This is a genomic window from Acidovorax sp. M2(2025) (assembly GCF_049330835.1).
GTDB lineage: Bacteria > Pseudomonadota > Gammaproteobacteria > Burkholderiales > Burkholderiaceae_C > Acidovorax.
The window spans coordinates 3,401,933-3,422,059 of the sequence record NZ_CP186262.1; the positions used below are offsets into that span (position 1 = coordinate 3,401,933).

Genomic DNA, 20,127 nt, shown 5'->3' on the forward strand with positions numbered 1-20,127 from the left:
GTAATGACGGCATTGTGCACAATCAAGCTGTTGCACCAGGCAATTCAACGTCGTCCCCAGGGGGCATGCCGTCCTGGGCGGCAGCCAGCACCCGGGAGGCCAGCGCCCGGCGCAGTGCGTCCAGGCCTTCGCCCGACCGCGCGCTGACGAACAAGCGGGGCAGCAGTCGCCCGTCCATGTCGTAGCTGTCCTCAAGCACCGGCGGCCGTTGCTCCGGCGCCAGCGCATCCAGCTTGTTGAACACCAGTATCTGGGGAATGTCTGCGGCACCAATTTCCCGCAGCACTTTCTGCACCTGCTCCATCTGCTCGGGAAACCCGGCGTTGGAGCCGTCCACCACGTGCAGCAGCAAGTCGGCATCGATGGCTTCCTGCAGGGTGGCCTGGAAAGCGTCCACCAGCCCGTGGGGCAGGTCCCGGATGAAACCGACGGTGTCCGACAGCGATACCGAGCGTCCGGCCTCTCCCAGGTAGAGCTGCCGGGTGGTGGTGTCCAAGGTGGCGAACAACTGGTCGGCCGCGTAGGCACGCGCCTTCACCAGCGCGTTGAACAGCGTGGATTTGCCCGCGTTGGTGTAGCCGACGAGCGAAATGTTGAAGGTGTCGCGCCGCTCGCGCTGGCGCCGCTGGGTCGCCCGCTGGCGCTGCACCTTCACCAGGCGTTCGCGGGTGCGCTTGACCGCATCGGCAATCATCCGGCGGTCCAGCTCGATCTGCTTTTCACCGGGCCCGCCACGCGCGCCAATGCCCCCGGTCTGGCGTTCCAGGTGGGACCACCGGCGCACCAGGCGGGTGCTCAGGTATTGAAGACGGGCCAACTCGACCTGAAGCTTGCCCTCATGGCTGCGCGCGCGCTGGGCAAATATCTCCAGAATCAGCAAGGTCCGGTCGTTGACCGGCATTTCCAGATGGCGCTCGAGATTGCGCTGCTGCGCAGGGCTGAGCGACTGGTCGAACAAGACCTCCACGGCGCCGTGCATTTGCGCCAGCGTGCGGATCTCGTCAGCCTTGCCGCTGCCCACGAACAGGGCTGCGTCCGGCGCCTTGCGCTTGCACGTCAACCGGGCCACGGGCTGCAGGCCTGCCGTTTGGGCCAGCAGGCCCAGCTCTTCCAGCTCTCCGTCAAAGTGGGGCAGACCGAAGTCCACGCCCACCAGCAGCACACGGGTGCCGTCTACCGCCGCAGAGGTCATCGAGCAGAACGAGAGAGGCGCCCGGGCACTTTCACCGCGGAAAACGAACAGGCGCGAGGGACCAACAACTCAAGCGTTGCTGTTGTCGGCATCAGAGGTGTCGGCCGTAGAAAAATTCACCGCACGGCCGGGAACGATGGTGGAAATGGCATGCTTGTAGACCATCTGCGTCACGGTGTTGCGCAGCAGCACCACGTACTGGTCAAACGACTCGATCTGCCCCTGCAGCTTGATGCCGTTCACAAGGTAAATAGAGACTGGGACGTGTTCCCGACGCAAGGCGTTGAGGAAGGGGTCTTGCAAAAGCTGGCCTTTATTGCTCACGATATTCTCCGTGTTCAAAAATGTTGTTGTAAACCAGCACCTTACCACAGCAAGGGCCGGCCTTCGGGCAAGAACCGCTTGGCCCTGCGCGGGGAGCGTCTTTCCCTCAGGCCTCGTCCTTGTCCGCGAAGGGGTTGCGCGAGGTCTTCATCTCGATCCGCAGAGGCGTGCCCACCAAGTCAAACTCCTTGCGGAAGCGGCTTTCCAAAAACCGCTTGTAGGCATCGGTGACGTGCTCCAGCGAGTTTCCGTGGATCACGATCACCGGAGGATTCATCCCGCCCTGGTGGGCGTAACGCATCTTGGGGCGGAACATGCCCGCCCGCTTGGGGCTCTGGAATTGCACCGCCTCCAGTAGCAAGCGCGTCAGCACGGGGGTGGACATCTTGCAGGTGGCCGCCTTGTGCGCCTGCACAATCGCCCCCCACAACGGACCGAGGCCCTGTCGCTTCTTGGCGGAAATGAAGTGCAATGAGGCGAACTTCAGGAACGCCAGCCGGGTTTCGATGGAGCGCTCCACCAGCTGGCGCTGGTAGTCGTCCACCGCATCCCACTTGTTGACCGCCACCACCACGGCGCGGCCGCTTTCGAGGATGTAGCCCGCGATGTGGGCATCCTGGTCGGTAACGCCCTGGGTCGCATCCAGCAGCAGCAAGACCACATGGGCGGACTCGATAGCTTGCAGGGTCTTGACCACGGAGAACTTCTCGATCGCCTCGAACACCTTGCCCTTGCGCCGCAATCCGGCAGTGTCGACCAGCTCGAAGCGCTGCCCGTTGCGCTCGAAAGGCACGGCGATGGCGTCGCGGGTGGTGCCGGGCATGTCGAACGCGACCAGGCGTTCCTCCCCCAGCCACGTGTTGATCAGTGTCGATTTGCCGACATTGGGCCGCCCCGCAACCGCGAGCTTGACGATGCCCTTGTCGATGTCCGCATCCGCGTCATCAGGCTCGGGCAAGTTCAGCGGCTCCAGCGCAAGGTCCACCAGGCTGCGGATGCCCTGCCCGTGCGCTGCGGACACGGGGTACACCTGGCCCAGGCCCAGTTCGTAGAACTCGGCCAGTTGCGTGCCTTCCAGCATGCCCTCGGCCTTGTTGGCGACCAGCAGGCAGGGTTTGCCCAGGCGGCGCAAGTAGTTGGCGATGTCGTGGTCCTGGGCGGACACGCCGGCCCGCGCATCCACCACGAAGATCACGACATCGGCTTCGGCGACGGCCTGCTGGGTCTGCTTGGCCATCTCCTTGTAGATGCCGCTGGACGCATCCGGCTCGAAACCGCCGGTGTCGATGACGATGTATTCGCGCTTGCCCTGCTTGCCATTGCCGTAGTGCCGGTCACGCGTCAGTCCGGCGAAATCCGCGACGATGGCATCGCGGGACTTCGTCAGGCGATTGAAGAGCGTGGATTTGCCGACGTTCGGCCGCCCCACGAGGGCGATGACTGGCTTCATAGACACGGTCCGTCAGTCGGGGCGGAAGCCGTAGACGCCGCCATTGCGCGTGACGACCACCAGGGTGTCCGCAGCGACCACGGGACCCACGGAAATGCCCGACCCGTCGGTAGTCAGGCGGTTGAGCGGCGAGCCGTCCGTGCGCGACAGCAGGTGCACCAGCCCCGTGTCATCGCCCACCACGACCGAGCGCCCCAGCAGCAGTGGCGCCGTGAGCTTGCGGTACTTGAGCTTGTCGACAGACCACAGGCGGGAGCCGTCGCTGCGGCGCCAGGCCACCACGGTGCCGTTGCTTTCCGTGCCGAAAATGGCCTCGGCATCGCCATGCACGCCGTCGGCCCCGCTGGCGGGTTGCGACCAGGCTACCGTACCGCGGGCCGTGTTGACACAGCCCACGGCAGCCTGGAAGGCGCGCGCGCAGACCGATTCACCGGCCCGGCTGGTGCGTCCCACCAGCTCCACGAGCCGCTCCACATCGTTGGTGCCGCGCGAACTGGCCAGCGGCGCCTCCCAGCGCACGCTGCCGTTGTCCGGATTGAGCCCCACCAGCCGGCCCGAAAAGCCCACGACCAGGGTATCCCCCACGGCCAGGAGCACGCCGGCCTGGCGCAACACCAGCGGATCGCCGGTGCGCTGCTGGCTCCAGAGCTTGCGGCCGGTGTTTTCGTCGAAGGCGGCGACCGAACGGTCGGCCAGAAGCACGAACACACGCCCACCGGCCACCAGCGGCGGTGTGAACACCTGGGCCGGCAGGGGCTGGCGCCAGGCTTCACGGCCGGACTGCAGCACGATCAGCGCACTGCCGCGCGAAACGACTGCCGCCGACTTGCCATCGCTGCCCACGCCGGCCGACAGCGGCTCGCCCAGCGCCGCGCGCCAGACGTCCCCGCCCGTGCGGGCATCGATCGCCGCGACCACGCCGTCGGCCGACGCAAGGGTCACGACGTTTCCGGCGGCGTGCGCCTCCAGCGGAACGGCGTTGCCGGTGCCGACCTTGGCGGTCCAGGCCTGGCGCACGCCCAGGATCGCGACATTGGCTCCGAGGTCGGCAGGCACCGGCTTGTTGCTGCCGCTGTTCCAGAGCGAGCAGCCCGCCACAGAGGCGGCCACGAGGACCGCCACGCCCGTGGCGCGCAGGCCGCGCAAGCGGCTCCCTGCGGCTTTTGTCTTCAGCGTGCTCATGGCTTCTTCACCCCTTCCGCGGAGGCGGCTTCGGCGACCGCGACGCTTTGCGGGGAAACCCCCAGCGCGCCCAGCTTCACTTCCACAAGGCGGCGGTATTCCACGCTGTCTTCCAGCAGCTTGTAGGCCTTGGAATACTCGGCCACCGCTTCCGTGCGCTTGTCTTGCGACAGGTAGATGTCGCCCCGGCGGTCGGCGGCGGCGGCCTCGAATTCCAGGGGCACGCCGGACGACAGCTGCTTGAGCGCTTCGTCGTAGTTCTTCTGGTCCATCAGCACGCTGGCCAGCCGCAGCCGCGCCAGCGCCTTGAGGCCCTCGTCACCCGACTGGGATGCCACCCAGGTCAGCACTTCCTTCGCACCGTCCTCGTTGCCGGCTTCCACCAGGGTCTTCGCCAGCGCCAGGCCTGCCTGGCCGGCCTGGGTGGTACCGGCGTACTTGGCCTTCAGGTCGCCAAACGCCTGGGCCATGCGGCCCTGGTCGCCGGCGCGGGCCGCCACGTCCACGGCGTCATACAGCGCGGCGGCCTGGCTGGCCTGGCGGTTCTGCCAGTACTGGTATCCGTTCCAGCCCACCAGGGCTACCGTCACCACCAGCAGCACGGAGCTGATGAGCGTGCCCCAGGTGTTCCAGAGGTGCTTGAGCTGGTCTAACTGCTCTTGTTCTTCAAGGTCGAGGTGATTTGCCATGGGTCGTTTTCTGTTCAGCGAGGGGATTGTAGGGTGGGTGCCCATTCAGCCAGGGCGTCCAGCAGGTGCTCGCTTTGGGCGCCGGCACCGTCGCGCAGCGATTTGACGACCACGCTGCCACGGGCCAGTTCGTCCTCGCCAAAGATCAATGCCCACAGCGCGCCGCTGGCGTCCGCCTTCTTGAACTGGGACTTCATGCTGCCCATGCCTTCGCCGCCTGCCGGCGCCGCATGCATCTGCACGCGCACGCCCAGCTGCCGCAGGCGCTCCAGGGTGGTGACGGCCACCGGCAGCGCGGCAGCCGACGGAATCACGGCATACGCGTCGGGGACCGGCGTGGGCACCGCGCTTTCCTGCTCCTTGAGCAGCTCCAGCACCCGCTCCACCCCCAGCGCCCAGCCCACGGCCGGTGCCGGCTTGCCGCCAATCTGCTCGATCAGGTAGTCGTACCGGCCGCCGCCGCAGATCGTGCCCTGGGATCCGAGCTGATCGGTGACGAATTCGAAGACCGTGAGGTTGTAGTAGTCCATGCCGCGGACCAACCGGGGATTGACCGTCCAGGCCACGCCGTTGGCCGTGAGGATGGACTTCACCGTGTCGAAGTGCGCAAGGGATTGCACACCCAGGAAATCGATCAGCCGGGGCGCCGCCTCGACCACGGCCTGCATGGCGGGATTCTTGGTGTCCAGGATGCGCAGCGGGTTGCTGTGCAGCCGCCGGCGGGCCTCCTCGTCCAGTACGTCGATGTGCTGCTCCAGGAAGGCGATCAGCGCGGCGCGGTGGGCCTGGCGCTCCTGGGGCTGGCCCAGGCTGTTGAGCTCCAGCCGCACATTGCGCAGCCCCAGCTCGCGCCACAGGGCATTCGCCATCAGGATCAGTTCGGCGTCCACCTCGGCACCGGGAAAGCCCAGGGCCTCGGCACCGATCTGGTGAAACTGGCGGTAGCGACCGCGCTGCGGACGCTCGTGCCGGAACATGGGGCCCATGTAGTACAGGCGCTTGCCGCCGTCGTAGAGCATGGAGTGCTCGGCCACCGCGCGCACCACGCCGGCCGTAGCCTCGGGGCGCAGCGTGAGGTGCTCGCCATTGAGGCGGTCCTCGAACGAGTACATCTCCTTCTCGACGATGTCGGTCACCTCGCCCAGCCCGCGCACGAACAGGGGCGTGGGCTCCACGATGGGGGTGCGGATGTTGCGGTAGGCGTAGCGCGCCATGAGGTTGCGCACCTTGTCCTCCAGCCATTCCCAGCGCGCCGAATCGGGCGGAAGGATGTCGTTCATGCCCTTGATGGCAACCAGCTTCTGCATCTTGCTTGCTCTACCGAATTGTTTTTTTGAATGAAAATGGCCTCCAGCGCTTATCCATCAAGCGCAAGAAGCTATAAATTTAATAGCAAACCTAGACAACACCCGCTGCGCGCCCGAAGCGCCGCGCAATGTAGTCCTCGACGATTTGCTGGAACTCCCGGGCAATGCCCTCCCCGCGCAGCGTCATGGCTTTCTCGCCATCGATGAACACGGGGGCGGCAGGCGCCTCGCCCGTGCCGGGCAGGCTGATGCCGATGTCGGCGTGCTTGCTTTCGCCCGGCCCGTTGACGATGCAGCCCATCACGGCGACCTTGATGTTCTCCACGCCCGGATAGCGGACCCGCCACACCGGCATCTGGGCTCGCAGGAAGTCGTCGATCTGCTTGGCCAGCTCCTGGAAGGTGGTGCTGGTGGTGCGCCCGCAACCCGGGCAAGCCGTCACGCTGGGCACAAACACCCGCAGGCCCAGCGCCTGCAGGATCTCGGACGCCACCACGACCTCCTGGGTGCGGGCTTCGCCCGGCTGGGGCGTGAGCGATACGCGGATGGTGTCGCCAATGCCCTCCTGCAGCAGCACCGACAGCGCCGCGGCCGACGCCACGGTGCCCTTGGTGCCCATGCCCGCTTCCGTCAGGCCCAGGTGCAGGGCGTAGTCGCAGCGGCGGGCCAGCTCGCGGTACACGGCGATGAGGTCCTGCACGCCGCTGACCTTGCACGACAGGATGATCTGGTTGCCATCGAGGCCCATGGCCTCGGCGCGGCGGGCCGACTCGATGGCCGACGTGATCAAGGCCTCGTACATGACCTGGCGCGCCTCCCACGGGCTAGAACGGCGGCTGTTGGCATCCATCAGCTCGGCCAGCAGGTCCTGGTCCAGGCTGCCCCAGTTCACGCCGATGCGCACGGCCTTGTTCCAGCGCACCGCCGCTTCGATCATCTGGCCGAACTGGCGGTCCCGCTTCTCGCCCTTGCCCACGTTGCCGGGGTTGATGCGGTACTTGGACAGCGCCTGCGCACAGTCGGGAAACTCGGTCAGCAGCTTATGGCCGTTGTAGTGGAAATCACCCACCAGGGGCACGCTCTCGCCCATCCGGTCCAGTTGCTCGCGGATGTAGGGCACGGCCGCCGCCGCCTCCGGCGTGTTCACCGTGATCCGCACGAACTCCGACCCGGCCTGCGCGAGTTCCTTGACCTGGATGGCCGTCGCGATGGCGTCCACGGTGTCGGTGTTGGTCATGGACTGCACGCGCACCGGCGCGTCGCCGCCCACGGTCACCACACGCGAACCCCACACCACCTGGGCCTGGCGGGAGCGCCGGGGCAAGGGTGCCGCAAGGGCGATAGGCTCGTTTCCGCTGGGGGTCGTCGGATGCGTCACTTATTTCACCTCGAAGCGCGCGACGTTCTCGCGCGAAACCGCCGTCAGATCAAAGGGCTTGCCGCGCACCAGCACTTCTGTCATGTCCGCGCGCCCCACCACGACCATCAGCGGCGTGGGGCCCGGAACGGCGACGGACTCCCCGGCCGCCAGGTTCCGCTGCAGGGCCACGGCGCCGGTAGCGTCCTTCACCTGCACCCACGATTCGCCCCGGGCGCGCAGCACCAGGGTTCCGGTGGGCTGCTGTGCAGCGCTCGCTGCGCTCGCCGCAGCGGTCGGCGTTGGCGCAGCCGCCGGGGCCAGCGCTGCAGCGCCAGCGGCATTGCCTGCACCGGCAGCGGACGCCGCCACGGCAGGCCGCTCGGCCACGGGCGGCTGCGCCGCGCTGGCCGCCACCACCGGCTCGGCGGCCACGGCAGCAGAAGCCGCCGGCGCGGGCACCGGCACGGCCGCAGCCTCCGCCGGGGCCGGCGGCGCCTCGGCAGCCGGCGTCGCCGGCCCCGCCGCTACCGGCGCGTTCGCCGGTGCGTCACCCCAGGGCTGGCGGGGCAGGAAGACCAGAACCACCGCGCCCACCAACAGCGCCAACACGATCAGGGTCACCGACCGCGAGGTGGAAGACCCGGGCGAAAACGAGCCCCCGCTGCCCTTGACCGGGGCGTTCAGGCCCGCACTGTCCGCCGCCAGGCGCGGACTCTTGCTTTGCGGGAGCAGCGCGAGCACCGGCGCGGGATCCAGCTTGAGTGTCCGGCACATGCTGGAGGCCAGCGCCCGCACGAAAACGGTGTCTGGCAGAGCGTCGTAATCGTCCGCCTCCAGGGCTTCCAGCTTGCTGACGGGCACCTTCAGGGCCACGGCCAGTGCGGCAATGTGCACACCCGCCGCCTGCCGGGCCTCCCGCAGCAACCCGCCCGCGGTCATTCCCGCGCTCTCCACAACCTCACTCATTGAAAGCCCCACGCTCGTATGCACCCAGTTCCCGCGATTCCGGGAAGCGCTTGCGCAACTGGTCCGCCAGCTGCCGCATCGCCACCGTGTCGCCCACGGCACGCTCCACCTTGATCCCGAGCCACAAGGACTCGGAATTGGCGTACTGGCTGTTGTTCAGGCGCCGGATGTAGAACTGCGCCCGGTTCAGCTCATTGCGCCGAAACAGCAGCGACGCCAGGTGGTAGGCCACCACCGGATTGCCGGCGTCCAGCTCGTAGGCCTTGTGCAAGGAGTCTTCGGCCTCTGCAAACTGGCCCGCGCTGGACTGGCACAGCCCCCGCGCCATCAGCGTCTTGGCCCGGGCGGTGTAGGTCGGGTTGCCCAGGGCGCGGACAAAATTCTGGTCTGCCTCAGCGTACTTCTGCTGCTGGCACAGCATCCACCCGTAGTTGTGCTGCAGGTTCGGGTCGTTGGCCCGCAGCGCCATGGCCCGGCGGAAGCTGTCGTCCGCCTGCGGAAAATCCCCCAGGCGCATGTAGATGAGGCCGCGAAGGTTGAACGCATCCGCGTAGTTGGGATCCGCCGTCAAGGCCTGCTTGACCTCGTCCAGCGCCACGGCCGTCTGGCCGTTCTCGAAGTAGTTCGACGCAAGCTCCAGGCGGATGCGGGCGCGGCGCCGGGTGTCCGGCTCGTCCGACGGCGTCACGAGCCCCGCATTGGCATCGGCGCCAGCCGGAGTGCTGGCCGTGGTGGCACAGCCCTGCAGAACCGACACCACCGCCAGAACCCCCAAGGCCCAAGCCGACCCATGGCGCCATTGCCGCCAACGTCCAACCCATCCCACCATGTAGAGCCTCCTTGATGAAGTACGTCGAGTGCCAGCCCGTCAAGCGACCGGCTTGAGGGCGATTGTCCGCTGCTTTGCCATCCGCTCGGCAGCACGCGTGCGGTCTTTCACATCCCCGGCCAACTGGCCGCATGCCGCATCGATATCATCCCCGCGCGTCTTGCGCACCGTGGTGACAATCCCTGCGTCGCTCAAGGCCTTGGCAAAGGCCGAGACCCGCTCCGGTGCCGAGCGATGCAGCCCCGACGCAGGAAACGGGTTGAACGGGATCAGGTTGAACTTGCAGCGCACCCCGGCGCCGCGCGCCGGCTGCACCAGTTCGATCAACTGCCGCGCATGCTCGGGCTGGTCATTGACGCCGTCGAGCATGCAATATTCAAAGGTAATGAAATCCCGGGGTGCATGGGCCAGGTAGCGGTTGCACGCGGCCAGGAGCTCCTGGAGGGGATATTTCCGGTTCAGCGGCACCAGGTTGTCCCGCAGCGCATCGTTGGGCGCATGCAGCGACACCGCCAGCGCCACCGGGCAATCGGCGGCCAGACGGTCCATCATGGGCACCACGCCCGAGGTAGACACGGTCACCCGCCGGCGCGACAGGCCATAGCCGTGGTCGTCCAGCATGGTCCGCAACGCCGGAACCAGGGCGGAATAGTTTTGCAGCGGCTCGCCCATGCCCATCATGACCACGTTGGAGATCACGCGGTCGTCGGAGGACAAGCGCTTGCGCAGGGCGTGCTCGGCAAACCACAGCTGGGCGACGATTTCGCCGGTGGTCAGGTTGCGGCTGAAGCCCTGGTGCCCCGTGGAGCAAAAGCGGCAGCCCACCGCACAGCCCGCCTGCGAGGAAATGCAGAGGGTGCCCCGGTCGTCTTCGGGGATGAACACGGACTCCACTGCGTTGCCGTCGCCCACGTCAAACAGCCACTTCACCGTGCCGTCGGCCGACACGTGTTCGGAAATGACCGGCAAGGCCTCGACCCGGGCGCAGCCCTTGAGCTTGTCGCGCAGGGCCTTCGCCAGATCGCTCATGGCATCGAAGTCGCTGGCGCCCCGCTGGTGAATCCAGCGAAACAGCTGGGTCGCGCGAAACCGCTTCTCACCCAGCTTTTCACAAAAGGCCGCCAGCCCTTCGAGATCGAATTCAAGCAAATTGGTTGTCATTGCACTCTCCTCCAGCACGGGTGAGCGCAACCGCCCCCATGGCTTAGCATCCTCGCAGCGGCGAGGGCGGCAGACATGGGAGCCCCCATGTCAGCGCGAGTAAACGTTCAGGCCGGGGAAGAAGAAAGCCACTTCCACCGCTGCGGTTTCAGCAGCGTCCGAGCCGTGCACGGCGTTGGCGTCGATGCTGTCAGCGAAGTCGGCGCGGATCGTGCCGGCTTCGGCCTTCTTCGGGTCCGTGGCGCCCATCAGTTCGCGGTTCTTCAGAATCGCGTTCTCGCCTTCCAGGGCCTGGATCATCACGGGGCCGGAGATCATGAAGTCCACCAGGTCCTTGAAGAAAGGACGCTCTTTGTGCACAGCGTAGAACTGCTCGGCCTCACGGCGGGACAGGTGGACCATGCGGGCGGCCACGATCTTGAGGCCGGCGGCTTCAAAACGTGCATAGATCTGGCCGATGACGTTCTTGGCCACGGCGTCGGGCTTGATGATGGAGAGAGTGCGTTCGATTGCCATATGGAATTCCTGTTGGGATGTTGCTGAAACTCGTTTGCCCACCGGACAAAGCCTTTGATTCTAACCGGCTGGTCCGCATGCCGCGCGCTCAGCGCCCGCCGCCCCGGCGGGGACCGCCGCCGCCCGGGCGCCGCTTGTCCTGGCGGTGGCGCGAGAGGCTGTCCATGCCGATGTAACCCACCGACGTCTTCATGGGATCCGGCTGCCCACCACCCCCGCCGCCACCGGCGCTGCCGCCGCGGGCCTGCCCCTGGCCGGCACCCCGGCGGGGCTTGCCCGCCCGGCCTGCCTCGGGCGCGCTCGCAGACGGATCCCGGCGCGGCGCGTCGCCCGCGCGGCCGTTGCGGCCCCGGCCCCGCTTGCCGGGGGCCCGCCCGCCGGGCGGCAGTCCGTCGCCCGCGCGCGCAGCGCCGTCCGTGGAGTTCGCCCCCGCCGCCTGCGCCAGTGCGCGGATGTCGCCCTCGTCCAGCTCCAGCCACGCGCCGCGCTTGAGGCCGCGCGGCAGCACCATGGCCCCGTAGCGGATGCGGATCAGCCGGCTGACCGCATGGCCCACGGCTTCGAACATGCGGCGCACCTCGCGGTTGCGGCCTTCGGAAATGGTGACGCGGTACCAGCAGTTGAAGCCTTCGCCGCCACCGTCTTCGATGGAGCCAAAGGACGCCACACCGTCGTCCAGGCGGACGCCGTCCAGCAGCTTCTGCTTTTCCTCGTTGCTGAGTGCGCCGAGCACGCGGACTGCGTACTCGCGCTCCAGCCCGAAACGGGGGTGCATGAGCTTGTTGGCCAGTTCGCCCGAACTGGTGAACAGCAGCAAGCCTTCCGTATTCAGGTCCAGGCGGCCGACGGACTGCCATTTGCCCTGCTGGAGCCGCGGCAGCTTGCGAAACACCGTGGGGCGATTTTGCGGATCGTCGTGCGTGACCACTTCACCGACCGGCTTGTGATAGGCAATGACGCGCGCAGGCGGCGGATCGATGCGGTAGCGGATGGGCTTCCCGTTGACCTTGACCTGGTCCCCGAACTGGATGCGCTGGCCGATGTGGGCGGGCTCGTTGTTCACCGAGATGCGCCCCTCCAGGATGAGCTGCTCCATCTCCAGCCGCGATCCCAACCCGGCCTGGGCCAGCACCTTGTGCAGCTTGGGCGTTTCCACCTGGGGCAGGAGCACGCGCTTGGCAGGCACGGCCTCGGCAGACGCCTCGTCCTCGTCGAAACGGCCGGACACCACGTCTTCAAACTGATAGCCCTCCACGGACGGCGCCGCCGCCTTGCGGGCATCGCGGCCGCGCTTTGCAGGGCCGCCCGCGGGATGATTCGATCCTGCCGGGCGCTGGCGCCCCTGCGGATCGGCAGGCGCCGCAGCCGCGGGCATGGGCTCGGTAACCTCGCACCCGTCCACCGCGCCCACCGCATCCATCGCGTCGCCAGCATCGACCGCCGCGGGGGCAGCTTCGGCAGGCGCCAAGGCGTCGTCGGGAACTCTGGCAGCAGGAGCCTGCGCCTCCAGCGGAGCGGCAGACTCGGCCGTCTCAGCCTTCTTTTTGCGCGGAGCGCGCTTGGCCGCGGGCTTCTTGGGCGCGGCGGCTGCCGGTTCAGCCTCCGGCAGATCGGCCGGCGTTTCGAGCGTTGAATCGTTCATCAATGAGTTCCCTGGACATTGCCGTGGGCATCATCCGCACTGTCGTCGCGGACATCGTCTGTTTCCGCATCTTGAAAAAAATCATCCACCGGCGGCCACACGGGCTTGTCGGCCGCGGCGGGCACCTCTGGCACCTCTGGCACCTCTGGCACCTCTGGCACCTCTGGCATCAGCGCGGCCCCGGGGTCCGCTGCAAGTGCGACGTCCGTGGCCGGCGCATTGGCTGCATCCGGCGCCGGCACATCGGCCACGCCCGGGGCCTGCACCTCCGCAGCATCGCCTTGCACCTCCGCAGCGGCACCCTGCACCGGCGGTTCCACTGCAGCCAGCGGCGGGGGCGCAGCCTCCCCATCGCCCTCGCTTTCGGGCTGCGGCCCGTCCCCCTGGGACGGCGGTTCGATCTCGCCCTGCGCAGCGGAAGCCATCGCCTCCAGCACGCTGGCGTTGCCGGACGGATCGTCCAGCACGGGCAGCTGGTCCAGCGACTGCAGCCCCATGTCGTCCAGGAACTGCCGCGTCGTGGCAAACAAGGCGGGCCGGCCCACGGTTTCCCGGTAGCCGATCACCTCCACCCAGCCGCGGTCTTCGAGCTGCTTGATGATCAGGCTGTTGACCGTCACACCGCGAATGTCCTCAATGTCCCCCCGCGTTACGGGCTGGCGGTACGCGATGATCGCCAGCGTTTCCATGGTGGCGCGCGAATAGCGCGGCGGCTTTTCGGGGTGCAGCCGGTCCAGGTACTCGCGCATTTCGGGGCGGCTCTGGAAGCGCCAGCCCGTGGCCACCTGCACCAGTTCCACGCCGCGCGGCGACCATTCGAGCTGCAGGTCCTGCAGCAGCGCCTTGAGGGTGTCGGAACCCAGCTCGTCGTTGAACAGCACCCGCAGCTCCCGCACCGGGAGGGGTTGCTGCGCGCAGATCAGCGCGGTTTCGAGGACCCGTTTGGCATCCACCGTGTTCATGGTTCAGCGATTCCTGGGAAAAATGCCACGCACCGCAATGGGCGGCATATCAACAGCAGGGGGCAATCAATGGGGCGCTCTGCAAGGGCGCTGGCGCGGCGCACGGGCCCGGCGGTGTAACGTCTTCGGGCGGAGATCGGGCGGGCCGTCAGGGCGCATTGTAGCCGAGACCCCACAGGGCCAAGGCCTGGCGCATGTCGTCCGGCACTTCGGCGCGGAACTCCAGCGCCTTTCCGGTGACCGGATGGGCGAAGGCCAGGCGGTACGCATGCAGCGCCTGGCGCTGCAGGGCTCCCAGGGGGCGTCCTCCGTACAGCGCGTCGGCGACCAGCGGGTGCCGCAGCGACGCCATGTGCACGCGGATCTGGTGCGTGCGGCCGGTGTGCAGGGTGCACTGCACCCAGCAGCCTTCGGGCCCGCCCGCCAGCCAGCGGATGTCCGTGCGGGCCGGCTTGCCGGCATGCACCGCCAGGTCGACCACCGCCATGCGCAGCCGGTTGCGCGGGTCCCGCCCGATGGGGGCGTCCACCGTGCGGGTGGGTGGGCCGGCCCACGCACCGTGGGCCAGGGCGACGTACTGGCGCTGCACCTTGCGCTCGGCAATCAGCGCCACCAGGGCATCCATCGTGGCCCGGTCGCGGGCCACCACCATCAGGCCGCTGGTGTCCTTGTCCAGCCGGTGCACGATGCCGGCGCGCGGCACGGTCAGGGCTTTTTCATCGCGTGCGAGCAGGCCGTTGAGCAGCGTGCCGCTCCAGTTGCCGGGCGCCGGGTGGACCACCAGTCCCGCCGGCTTGTTCACCACCAGCAGGTGGGCGTCCTCGTACACCACATCGATGCCCATGGGCTCGGGGCGGAACGCCTGGCTTTGGAGGGTGGGCCGCATCTCCAGCACCAGCTGGTCGCCCGCCTTCACCCGCGCAGAGGCCTTGGTTGCGGGCTGGCCGTTGAGGTGGACCAGCCCTTGCGCCAGCAGTTGCTGCAGGTAGCTGCGGGAGAACTCCGGGACCAGCTCGGCCAGCGCCCGGTCCAGCCGGGCGGCATGCTGGTCGGCCCCGACCTGCACGCTGCGGAGCTCGCCCGCGCCATCACCGGCCGGGTCTTCGCTCTCTTCCGCCAGCCAGTCTTCCGCCACCCCGGCTGGCTGCGGGGGACGGCTGCCAGCGCCCACGGGGATCAACGGCGCGGCCGGGATCAACGGGAGGGCAGGTAGCGCGACGGATCCACCGGCTTGCCCTGGCGGCGGATTTCAAAGTGCAGCTTCACGCGGTCGGCGTCGGTATTGCCCATCTCCGCAATCTTCTGGCCCTTGCGCACCGACTGGTCTTCTTTCACCAGCAGGGTCTGGTTGTGGGCGTAGGCCGTGAGGAAGGTATTGTTGTGCTTGAGGATGACGAGGTTGCCATACCCCCGCAGGCCCGCCCCGGCGTACACCACGCGCCCATCGGCGGCCGCGAGCACCGGGTCCCCGGCCTTGCCGGAGATGTCGTAGCCCTTGTTGCGCGCCTCGTCAAACCCCGCCAGCAGCGAGCCTGACGCGGGCCAGATGAAGGCCATCTCGTCCTCCCCGGCCGCGGGGGCCGTGGCGGGCGTGGCGGGGGCTGGGGCCACGACCGCCCCGGAGGCCGGAGACTTCGGCGCGCTGGCCGGCGCCGCCGGGGTGACCGCGGAAGACGTCACAGGGCGCGTGACCACGCCCGTGTCCGACGCCACCGCCTGCGATGCGGGAGCCGGCGGCACCACGCGCAGCACCTGCCCGACCTCGATCAGGTTGGGGTTCTCCAGGTTGTTCCAGCGGGCGACGTCCTTCCAGCTCTGGCCGGATTCCAGACCAATGCGAATGAGGGTATCCCCCGGCTTGACCGTGTAGTAGCCCGGCTTGCCGGCATTTTCGGCGCCGGGCAGCGGCTTGATCGGCGCGACCACCACGCCGGGCTGCGCAGCCGGGGCGGGCGCGGAGGTGGAAGTGGAGGTGCCCCGGTCTTCCACAGGAGCCTTGTTCAGCCGGGTGCCACAGCCGGTGAGCGCCAAACCCGCCAGTGCCACGGTAAACCCAGCCACAAGACCACGCGATACGAACATAAGCAATTCCCTTTACGCAATCCCCGATTTTAGGGGGACAAAATGCACGGGCTCGAGCACGTTTTGTTTCAATCCGTGCGGGGTTTTGTCGATCACAAGCAACACCTGCTGGCCGCCCGCCACGGCCATGGGAGCCACCAGCCGCCCGCCCACGGCCAGCTGGTCGCACCAGGCCTGGGGTACGGCATCGCCGCCGGCCGCTGCAATGATGGCCGCATAGGGCGCGCCCTTGGCATAGCCCAGCGTGCCGTCGCCAAAGAGCAGGTGGACGTTGGCCAGCCGAAACGGCCGCAGGTGGTGGCGCGCCTTGTCGTGCAGGCCCCGCAGGCGCTCCAGCGTGTAGACCTCGCGCGCCAGGAGGCTCAGCACCGCGGCCTGGTAGCCGCAGCCCGTGCCGATCTCCAGCACCCGGCCCAGCCCGCCGCGCGCGGCTTCCGCGCCCAGCAGCAGCTCGCACATGCGCGCGACCACGCTGGGCTTGGAGATGGTCTGCCCCAGGCCGATGGGCAGGCTCGTGTCCTCATACGCCTGGTTGACCAGCGCGCTGTCCACAAAGCGGTGGCGCTCCACCGTTCCCATCGCCTGCAGCACCGCCGGCGAGGTGATGCCGCCCGCCGCCAGTTTCTGCACCATGCGTGCGCGCACTGCCGCGGAGTCCAGGCCCACGCCCACCGGCGCCGGGGCCGGTGGCAGGCGCCGGCCGGCAGGCGCCGCGGGCTGCGGCCGCCCGGGCGCCGGGGCCGCGCCCGGCAGCCGTGCCGGGAAGCCGGGCCGCCGCTGCATCAGTGGCCAGGGGCGCCAGCCGCCCCTGCCGCGAGCCGGGACGCCGTCTGCGCCCAATAGCCCAGGTTGTCGTGGTCGGTGAGGTCCACCTTCAGCGGCGTGACGGACACATGGCCCAGCGCGGTCGCATGGAAGTCGGTGCCCTCGGCGTCGTCCTTGGCGGGACCGGCGCCGCCGATCCAGTACATGGCCTCGCCGCGCGGGCTTTCCTGCACGATGACCCGCTCGGCCGCGTGGCGCCGCCCCAGGCGGCACAGCCGGATCGGCTGCAGCGCGTGCAGCGGCATGTTGGGAATGTTCACGTTCAGCAGCCAGGGCGCCCCGCCCACCAGGTCCTGGGCGCGCATCTGGGCCACGATCTCGCGCGCCTTGGCGGCTGCCGCCTCGATCTCGCCCCAGCCCTTGTCCACCTGCGAGAAGGCGATGGCCGGAATGCCGAACAGATACCCCTCCATGGCCGCCCCCACGGTGCCGGAGTAGATGGTGTCGTCGCCCATGTTGGCGCCGTTGTTGATGCCCGAGACCACCAGGTCGGGCCGGTAGCCCAGCAACCCGGTCAGCGCGATGTGCACGCAGTCGGCCGGTGTGCCGTTCACATAGCGGAACCCGTTGGCCGCCTGGTGGACGTACAGAGGCGAATGCAGGGTCAGCGCGTTGGACTTGGCGCTGTTGTTGTGCTCCGGGGCGACCACTTCCACCTCGACCCCGTCCAGGGTCTTGAGGGCGTCGTGCAGCGCCACAATGCCCGGCGCCTGGTAGCCATCGTCGTTCGAGATCAGAATTTTCATGGGTTGCGGTAGGGGTTGCAACGGATTGTAGGGGGGTGCCGCCGCGCCGTGCCACGGCAGCGCGGCCCGTCGCTCGTGGGACATCGCGGGGCCGCCCGCGCCGCCTATCATGCGGCCCACTTTGACAGGAGACTCCCCCATGCACGCTTGGCTTTGCACCAACCCCACCGGCGTTGACGCCCTGAGCTGGACCGAACTGCCCACCCCGTCGCCCAAGGCGGGCGAGGTGCTCATCGAGATCAAGGCCGCCAGCCTGAACTTCCCGGACCTGCTGATCGTGCAGAACAAGTACCAGATGAAGCCGCCGCTGCCGTTCGTGCCGGGCTCGGAATACGCCGGCGTGGTCGCCGCCGTGGGCGAGGGCGTGAGCCACCTGAAGGTGGGCCAGAACGTGGCCTGCCTCTCGGGCACGGGCGGGTTTGGCACGCACACGGTGGCCCCCGCCGCGCTGTGCATGCCGCTGCCCGACGGCTTTTCGCACGTGGACGCTGCCGCGTTCATCATGATCTACGCCACCTCCCACCACGCGCTGGTGGACCGCGCGCAGCTCAAGGCCGGCGAGACCGTGCTGGTGCTGGGCGCGGCGGGCGGCGTGGGCACGGCCGCCATCCAGATCGCCAAGGCCATGGGCGCGCGCGTGATCGCCGCCGCCTCCACCGACGAAAAGTGCGCGCTGTGCACCTCCATCGGTGCGTACGCCACCATCAACTACAGCCGGGACAACCTGCGCGACGCGCTGAAGGCGCTGACCGACGGCAAGGGCCCGGACGTGATCTACGACCCCGTAGGCGGCGATTTCGCCGAACCGGCGTTCCGCTCCATCGCCTGGCGCGGCCGCTACCTGGTGGTGGGCTTTGCCTCGGGGCCCATTCCCGCGCTGCCGCTGAACCTGCCCTTGCTCAAGGGAGCCTCCATCGTCGGCGTGTTCTGGGGCGAGTTCGCCAAGCGCGAGCCCAAGGCCAACGCCGCCATGATGGGCGAGCTGGCCCAGTGGTACGCGCAGGGCAAGGTCAAGCCCGTGATCGACCGCACCATGCCCATGGCCGAGCTGCCCGCCGCCTACGCCCACATGGGCTCGCGCGGCGTGATGGGCAAGCTGGTGATGGTGAACTGACGACCCGGCGCCCCCCGCCGCGCGCGCCTGCGCCGCCAGCGGCGCCGCCGGGCCGGAAGGGCCCGGCCAGGAGCGCAGGCGGCGGCCCGCTGTGTCACACTCGCGCCTCCTGCGTTCCTCCGACATTGGTGTCCGCACATGGCCGACCGACCACCTTCCGAAATAGCACGAGAAACCCTCAAGCAGCTGGCCGCCCGCCGCCTCCCGCCCACCCCCGACAACTACCTGTCGCTCTACGACGAAATCGCAGGAACCCGCAGCCCCCAACCCTTTCCCGAAGGCCCCCTGCACCACATCCTGCGGGTGCTGCCGGGGCAAACGCCGGCACAGAAGCGGCTGCTGGGCCAGTTTGAGCGGGCCGTCAACAACAAGGACTGGACCTCGCTGCAAAGCGTGCTGGTGGGCTACGCCAACCTCGGCTTGAGCCCTGCAGCCGCGGTGGCCCCGGCCGCGGAAGCCGCTGCGCCTGCGGCCGGCGCCCCCGTCGTGCTGCCGGACGAATTCGCGCAGATGCTGGCGCGCCTCATCGACAACCTCCTGCCCGCGCTGGGGGAAGACGATGCCCGCGTCATCGACATGGCGCAGCAGCTCATCGGCTTTCTCAAGGAGCCCGCGCCGCCCCTGTCCACCGTGCAGCTCATGCTGGGCAACTTCGCCTACCGCGTCTCGTTTGCCACGGAGGACCAGGCCGCCATCCGCGCCACCTTGCTGGAGCTGCTGCACATGGTGTTCGAGAACATCGCCGTGCTCAACGTGGACGACCGCTGGCTGCACGGCCAGGCCGAGGCGCTGATGTCGGCGTCCACGCCGCCCCTGACCCTGCGGCGGCTGGACGACGTGCAGCGGCGGCTCAAGGACGTGATCTTCAAGCAGAGCGAAGCCAAGGCCCGCACCGTCGAGGCGCAGGAGCAGATGAAGGACATGCTGGCCACCTTCATCGAGCGGCTGGCCAAGATCACGGCGTCCAGCACCACCTACCAGGGCACCATGGCGCGCTGCGCCGACCTGATCGGCAAGGCCCAAACGCTGGAAGAAATCGCCCCCGTGCTGCAGGAAGTGATGAGCACCACCCGCGCCATGGCCCTGGACAGCCGCGTGGCCCATGACGAATTGCAGGACCTGCGCGCGCGCACCGAGGCCAAGCACGCCGAGATCGCCAAGCTGCAGGAGGAGCTGGACCGTGCCAGCGCCCAGGCGCGGCACGACCCGCTGACCGGCTCGCTCAACCGCAAGGGCCTGGACGAGGCCATCGAGCGGGAAATCGCCCGCTCGCGCCGCCTGGGCTCGCCGCTGTGCCTGGCGCTGCTGGACGTGGACAACTTCAAGACCATCAACGACCGGCTGGGCCATGCCGGCGGCGACGCCGCGCTGGTGCACCTGGCGCAGGTCACCCGCGAAGTCATGCGGCCGCAAGACCTGCTGGCCCGCTACGGCGGCGAGGAGTTCGTGCTCCTGCTGCCCGACACGGCGGTGGAAAGCGGCGTGGCCGCCATGACGCGCCTGCAGCGCGAGCTGACCACGCGCTTTTTCCTGCAGGGCACGGAGAAGGTGCTCATCACCTTCAGCGCCGGCGTGGCGCAGATGCACGACAGCGAGAGCAGCGTCGACACGCTGCGCCGTGCCGACCAGGCCATGTACCTGGCCAAGCGCTCGGGCAAGAACCGGGTGATGGCGGCTTGATGCCTCCCCCCTGTGTCGCCTTCTGCGCCTTCCCCCTAGGGGGACGCCACCCGTGGCCTGGCGGAGCCGGTTTCACGGTGGCACGGGCCTTCGGGCGCGC

Annotated in this window: 19 protein-coding genes; 2 read left to right on the forward strand and 17 right to left on the reverse strand. The window is 68.5% G+C overall.

The window, feature by feature from the left end:
- Nucleotides 1–22: 22 nt before the first annotated feature.
- The 17 genes from hflX to surE all read right to left on the reverse strand — a co-directional run bounded on the left by hflX (nucleotide 23) and on the right by surE (nucleotide 17,233).
- The gene (hflX, locus tag ACOYR3_RS15775; RefSeq protein WP_422843276.1) at nucleotides 23–1,192 is read right to left on the reverse strand and encodes a GTPase HflX; all 1,170 of its coding nucleotides are present in this window, start codon (nucleotides 1,190–1,192) and stop codon (nucleotides 23–25) included.
- Between the two features lie 69 nt (nucleotides 1,193–1,261).
- On the reverse strand, nucleotides 1,262–1,516 hold the full coding sequence (gene hfq, locus ACOYR3_RS15780) for an RNA chaperone Hfq (protein WP_422843277.1): 255 nt from the start codon (nucleotides 1,514–1,516) through the stop codon (nucleotides 1,262–1,264).
- A gap of 106 nt (nucleotides 1,517–1,622) precedes the next feature.
- Nucleotides 1,623–2,966 carry a ribosome biogenesis GTPase Der gene (gene der, locus ACOYR3_RS15785; protein WP_422843278.1) on the reverse strand — a complete coding sequence of 448 codons (1,344 nt, stop codon included), beginning with the start codon at nucleotides 2,964–2,966 and terminating at the stop codon, nucleotides 1,623–1,625.
- A gap of 12 nt (nucleotides 2,967–2,978) precedes the next feature.
- The gene (gene bamB / locus ACOYR3_RS15790) at nucleotides 2,979–4,148 is read right to left on the reverse strand and encodes an outer membrane protein assembly factor BamB (protein ID WP_422843279.1); all 1,170 of its coding nucleotides are present in this window, start codon (nucleotides 4,146–4,148) and stop codon (nucleotides 2,979–2,981) included.
- Nucleotides 4,145–4,837, reverse strand: a complete 693-nt coding sequence (locus ACOYR3_RS15795) for a YfgM family protein (protein WP_422843280.1) — start codon at nucleotides 4,835–4,837, stop codon at nucleotides 4,145–4,147. The genes bamB and ACOYR3_RS15795 overlap by 4 nt, the downstream gene beginning before the upstream one ends.
- A 14-nt stretch (nucleotides 4,838–4,851) precedes the next feature.
- Nucleotides 4,852–6,144 (reverse strand): histidine--tRNA ligase, encoded by a 1,293-nt coding sequence (hisS, locus tag ACOYR3_RS15800; protein ID WP_422843281.1) that lies wholly within the window; start codon nucleotides 6,142–6,144, stop codon nucleotides 4,852–4,854.
- Nucleotides 6,145–6,235: 91 nt separating this feature from the next.
- The gene (gene ispG / locus ACOYR3_RS15805; RefSeq protein WP_422843282.1) at nucleotides 6,236–7,522 is read right to left on the reverse strand and encodes a flavodoxin-dependent (E)-4-hydroxy-3-methylbut-2-enyl-diphosphate synthase; all 1,287 of its coding nucleotides are present in this window, start codon (nucleotides 7,520–7,522) and stop codon (nucleotides 6,236–6,238) included.
- Entirely contained in the window at nucleotides 7,523–8,443 is a 921-nt protein-coding gene (locus tag ACOYR3_RS15810) for a helix-turn-helix domain-containing protein (RefSeq protein ID WP_422843283.1), read from the reverse strand.
- A 19-nt stretch (nucleotides 8,444–8,462) separates the two neighbouring features.
- A complete protein-coding gene (gene pilW, locus ACOYR3_RS15815) occupies nucleotides 8,463–9,299 on the reverse strand; it encodes a type IV pilus biogenesis/stability protein PilW (protein WP_422843284.1) in 837 nt (278 codons plus the stop codon).
- Nucleotides 9,300–9,338: 39 nt separating this feature from the next.
- A complete protein-coding gene (gene rlmN / locus ACOYR3_RS15820; RefSeq protein ID WP_422843285.1) occupies nucleotides 9,339–10,460 on the reverse strand; it encodes a 23S rRNA (adenine(2503)-C(2))-methyltransferase RlmN in 1,122 nt (373 codons plus the stop codon).
- 90 nt (nucleotides 10,461–10,550) lie between these two features.
- The gene (gene ndk / locus ACOYR3_RS15825; RefSeq protein ID WP_291486793.1) at nucleotides 10,551–10,976 is read right to left on the reverse strand and encodes a nucleoside-diphosphate kinase; all 426 of its coding nucleotides are present in this window, start codon (nucleotides 10,974–10,976) and stop codon (nucleotides 10,551–10,553) included.
- 88 nt (nucleotides 10,977–11,064) lie between these two features.
- A complete protein-coding gene (locus ACOYR3_RS15830; RefSeq protein ID WP_422843286.1) occupies nucleotides 11,065–12,618 on the reverse strand; it encodes a pseudouridine synthase in 1,554 nt (517 codons plus the stop codon).
- On the reverse strand, nucleotides 12,618–13,580 hold the full coding sequence (gene scpB, locus ACOYR3_RS15835) for an SMC-Scp complex subunit ScpB (protein ID WP_422843287.1): 963 nt from the start codon (nucleotides 13,578–13,580) through the stop codon (nucleotides 12,618–12,620). The genes ACOYR3_RS15830 and scpB overlap by 1 nt, the downstream gene beginning before the upstream one ends.
- Before the next feature lie 148 nt (nucleotides 13,581–13,728).
- Nucleotides 13,729–14,751, reverse strand: a complete 1,023-nt coding sequence (locus tag ACOYR3_RS15840; protein WP_422846606.1) for an RluA family pseudouridine synthase — start codon at nucleotides 14,749–14,751, stop codon at nucleotides 13,729–13,731.
- A gap of 23 nt (nucleotides 14,752–14,774) precedes the next feature.
- Nucleotides 14,775–15,662, reverse strand: coding sequence for a peptidoglycan DD-metalloendopeptidase family protein (locus ACOYR3_RS15845; protein ID WP_422843288.1), 888 nt, complete (start codon nucleotides 15,660–15,662; stop codon nucleotides 14,775–14,777).
- Nucleotides 15,663–15,674: 12 nt separating this feature from the next.
- Nucleotides 15,675–16,445, reverse strand: a complete 771-nt coding sequence (locus tag ACOYR3_RS15850) for a protein-L-isoaspartate(D-aspartate) O-methyltransferase (protein ID WP_422843289.1) — start codon at nucleotides 16,443–16,445, stop codon at nucleotides 15,675–15,677.
- Nucleotides 16,445–17,233 (reverse strand): 5'/3'-nucleotidase SurE, encoded by a 789-nt coding sequence (gene surE / locus ACOYR3_RS15855; RefSeq protein ID WP_291484315.1) that lies wholly within the window; start codon nucleotides 17,231–17,233, stop codon nucleotides 16,445–16,447. The genes ACOYR3_RS15850 and surE overlap by 1 nt, the downstream gene beginning before the upstream one ends.
- 139 nt (nucleotides 17,234–17,372) lie before the next feature.
- On the opposite strand from surE, the gene ACOYR3_RS15860 reads away from it, so the two are divergent.
- A complete protein-coding gene (locus ACOYR3_RS15860; protein ID WP_422843290.1) occupies nucleotides 17,373–18,347 on the forward strand; it encodes an NADPH:quinone oxidoreductase family protein in 975 nt (324 codons plus the stop codon).
- A 138-nt stretch (nucleotides 18,348–18,485) separates the two neighbouring features.
- Nucleotides 18,486–20,027 (forward strand): GGDEF domain-containing protein, encoded by a 1,542-nt coding sequence (locus tag ACOYR3_RS15865; protein ID WP_291484313.1) that lies wholly within the window; start codon nucleotides 18,486–18,488, stop codon nucleotides 20,025–20,027.
- Nucleotides 20,028–20,127: the final 100 nt, after the last annotated feature.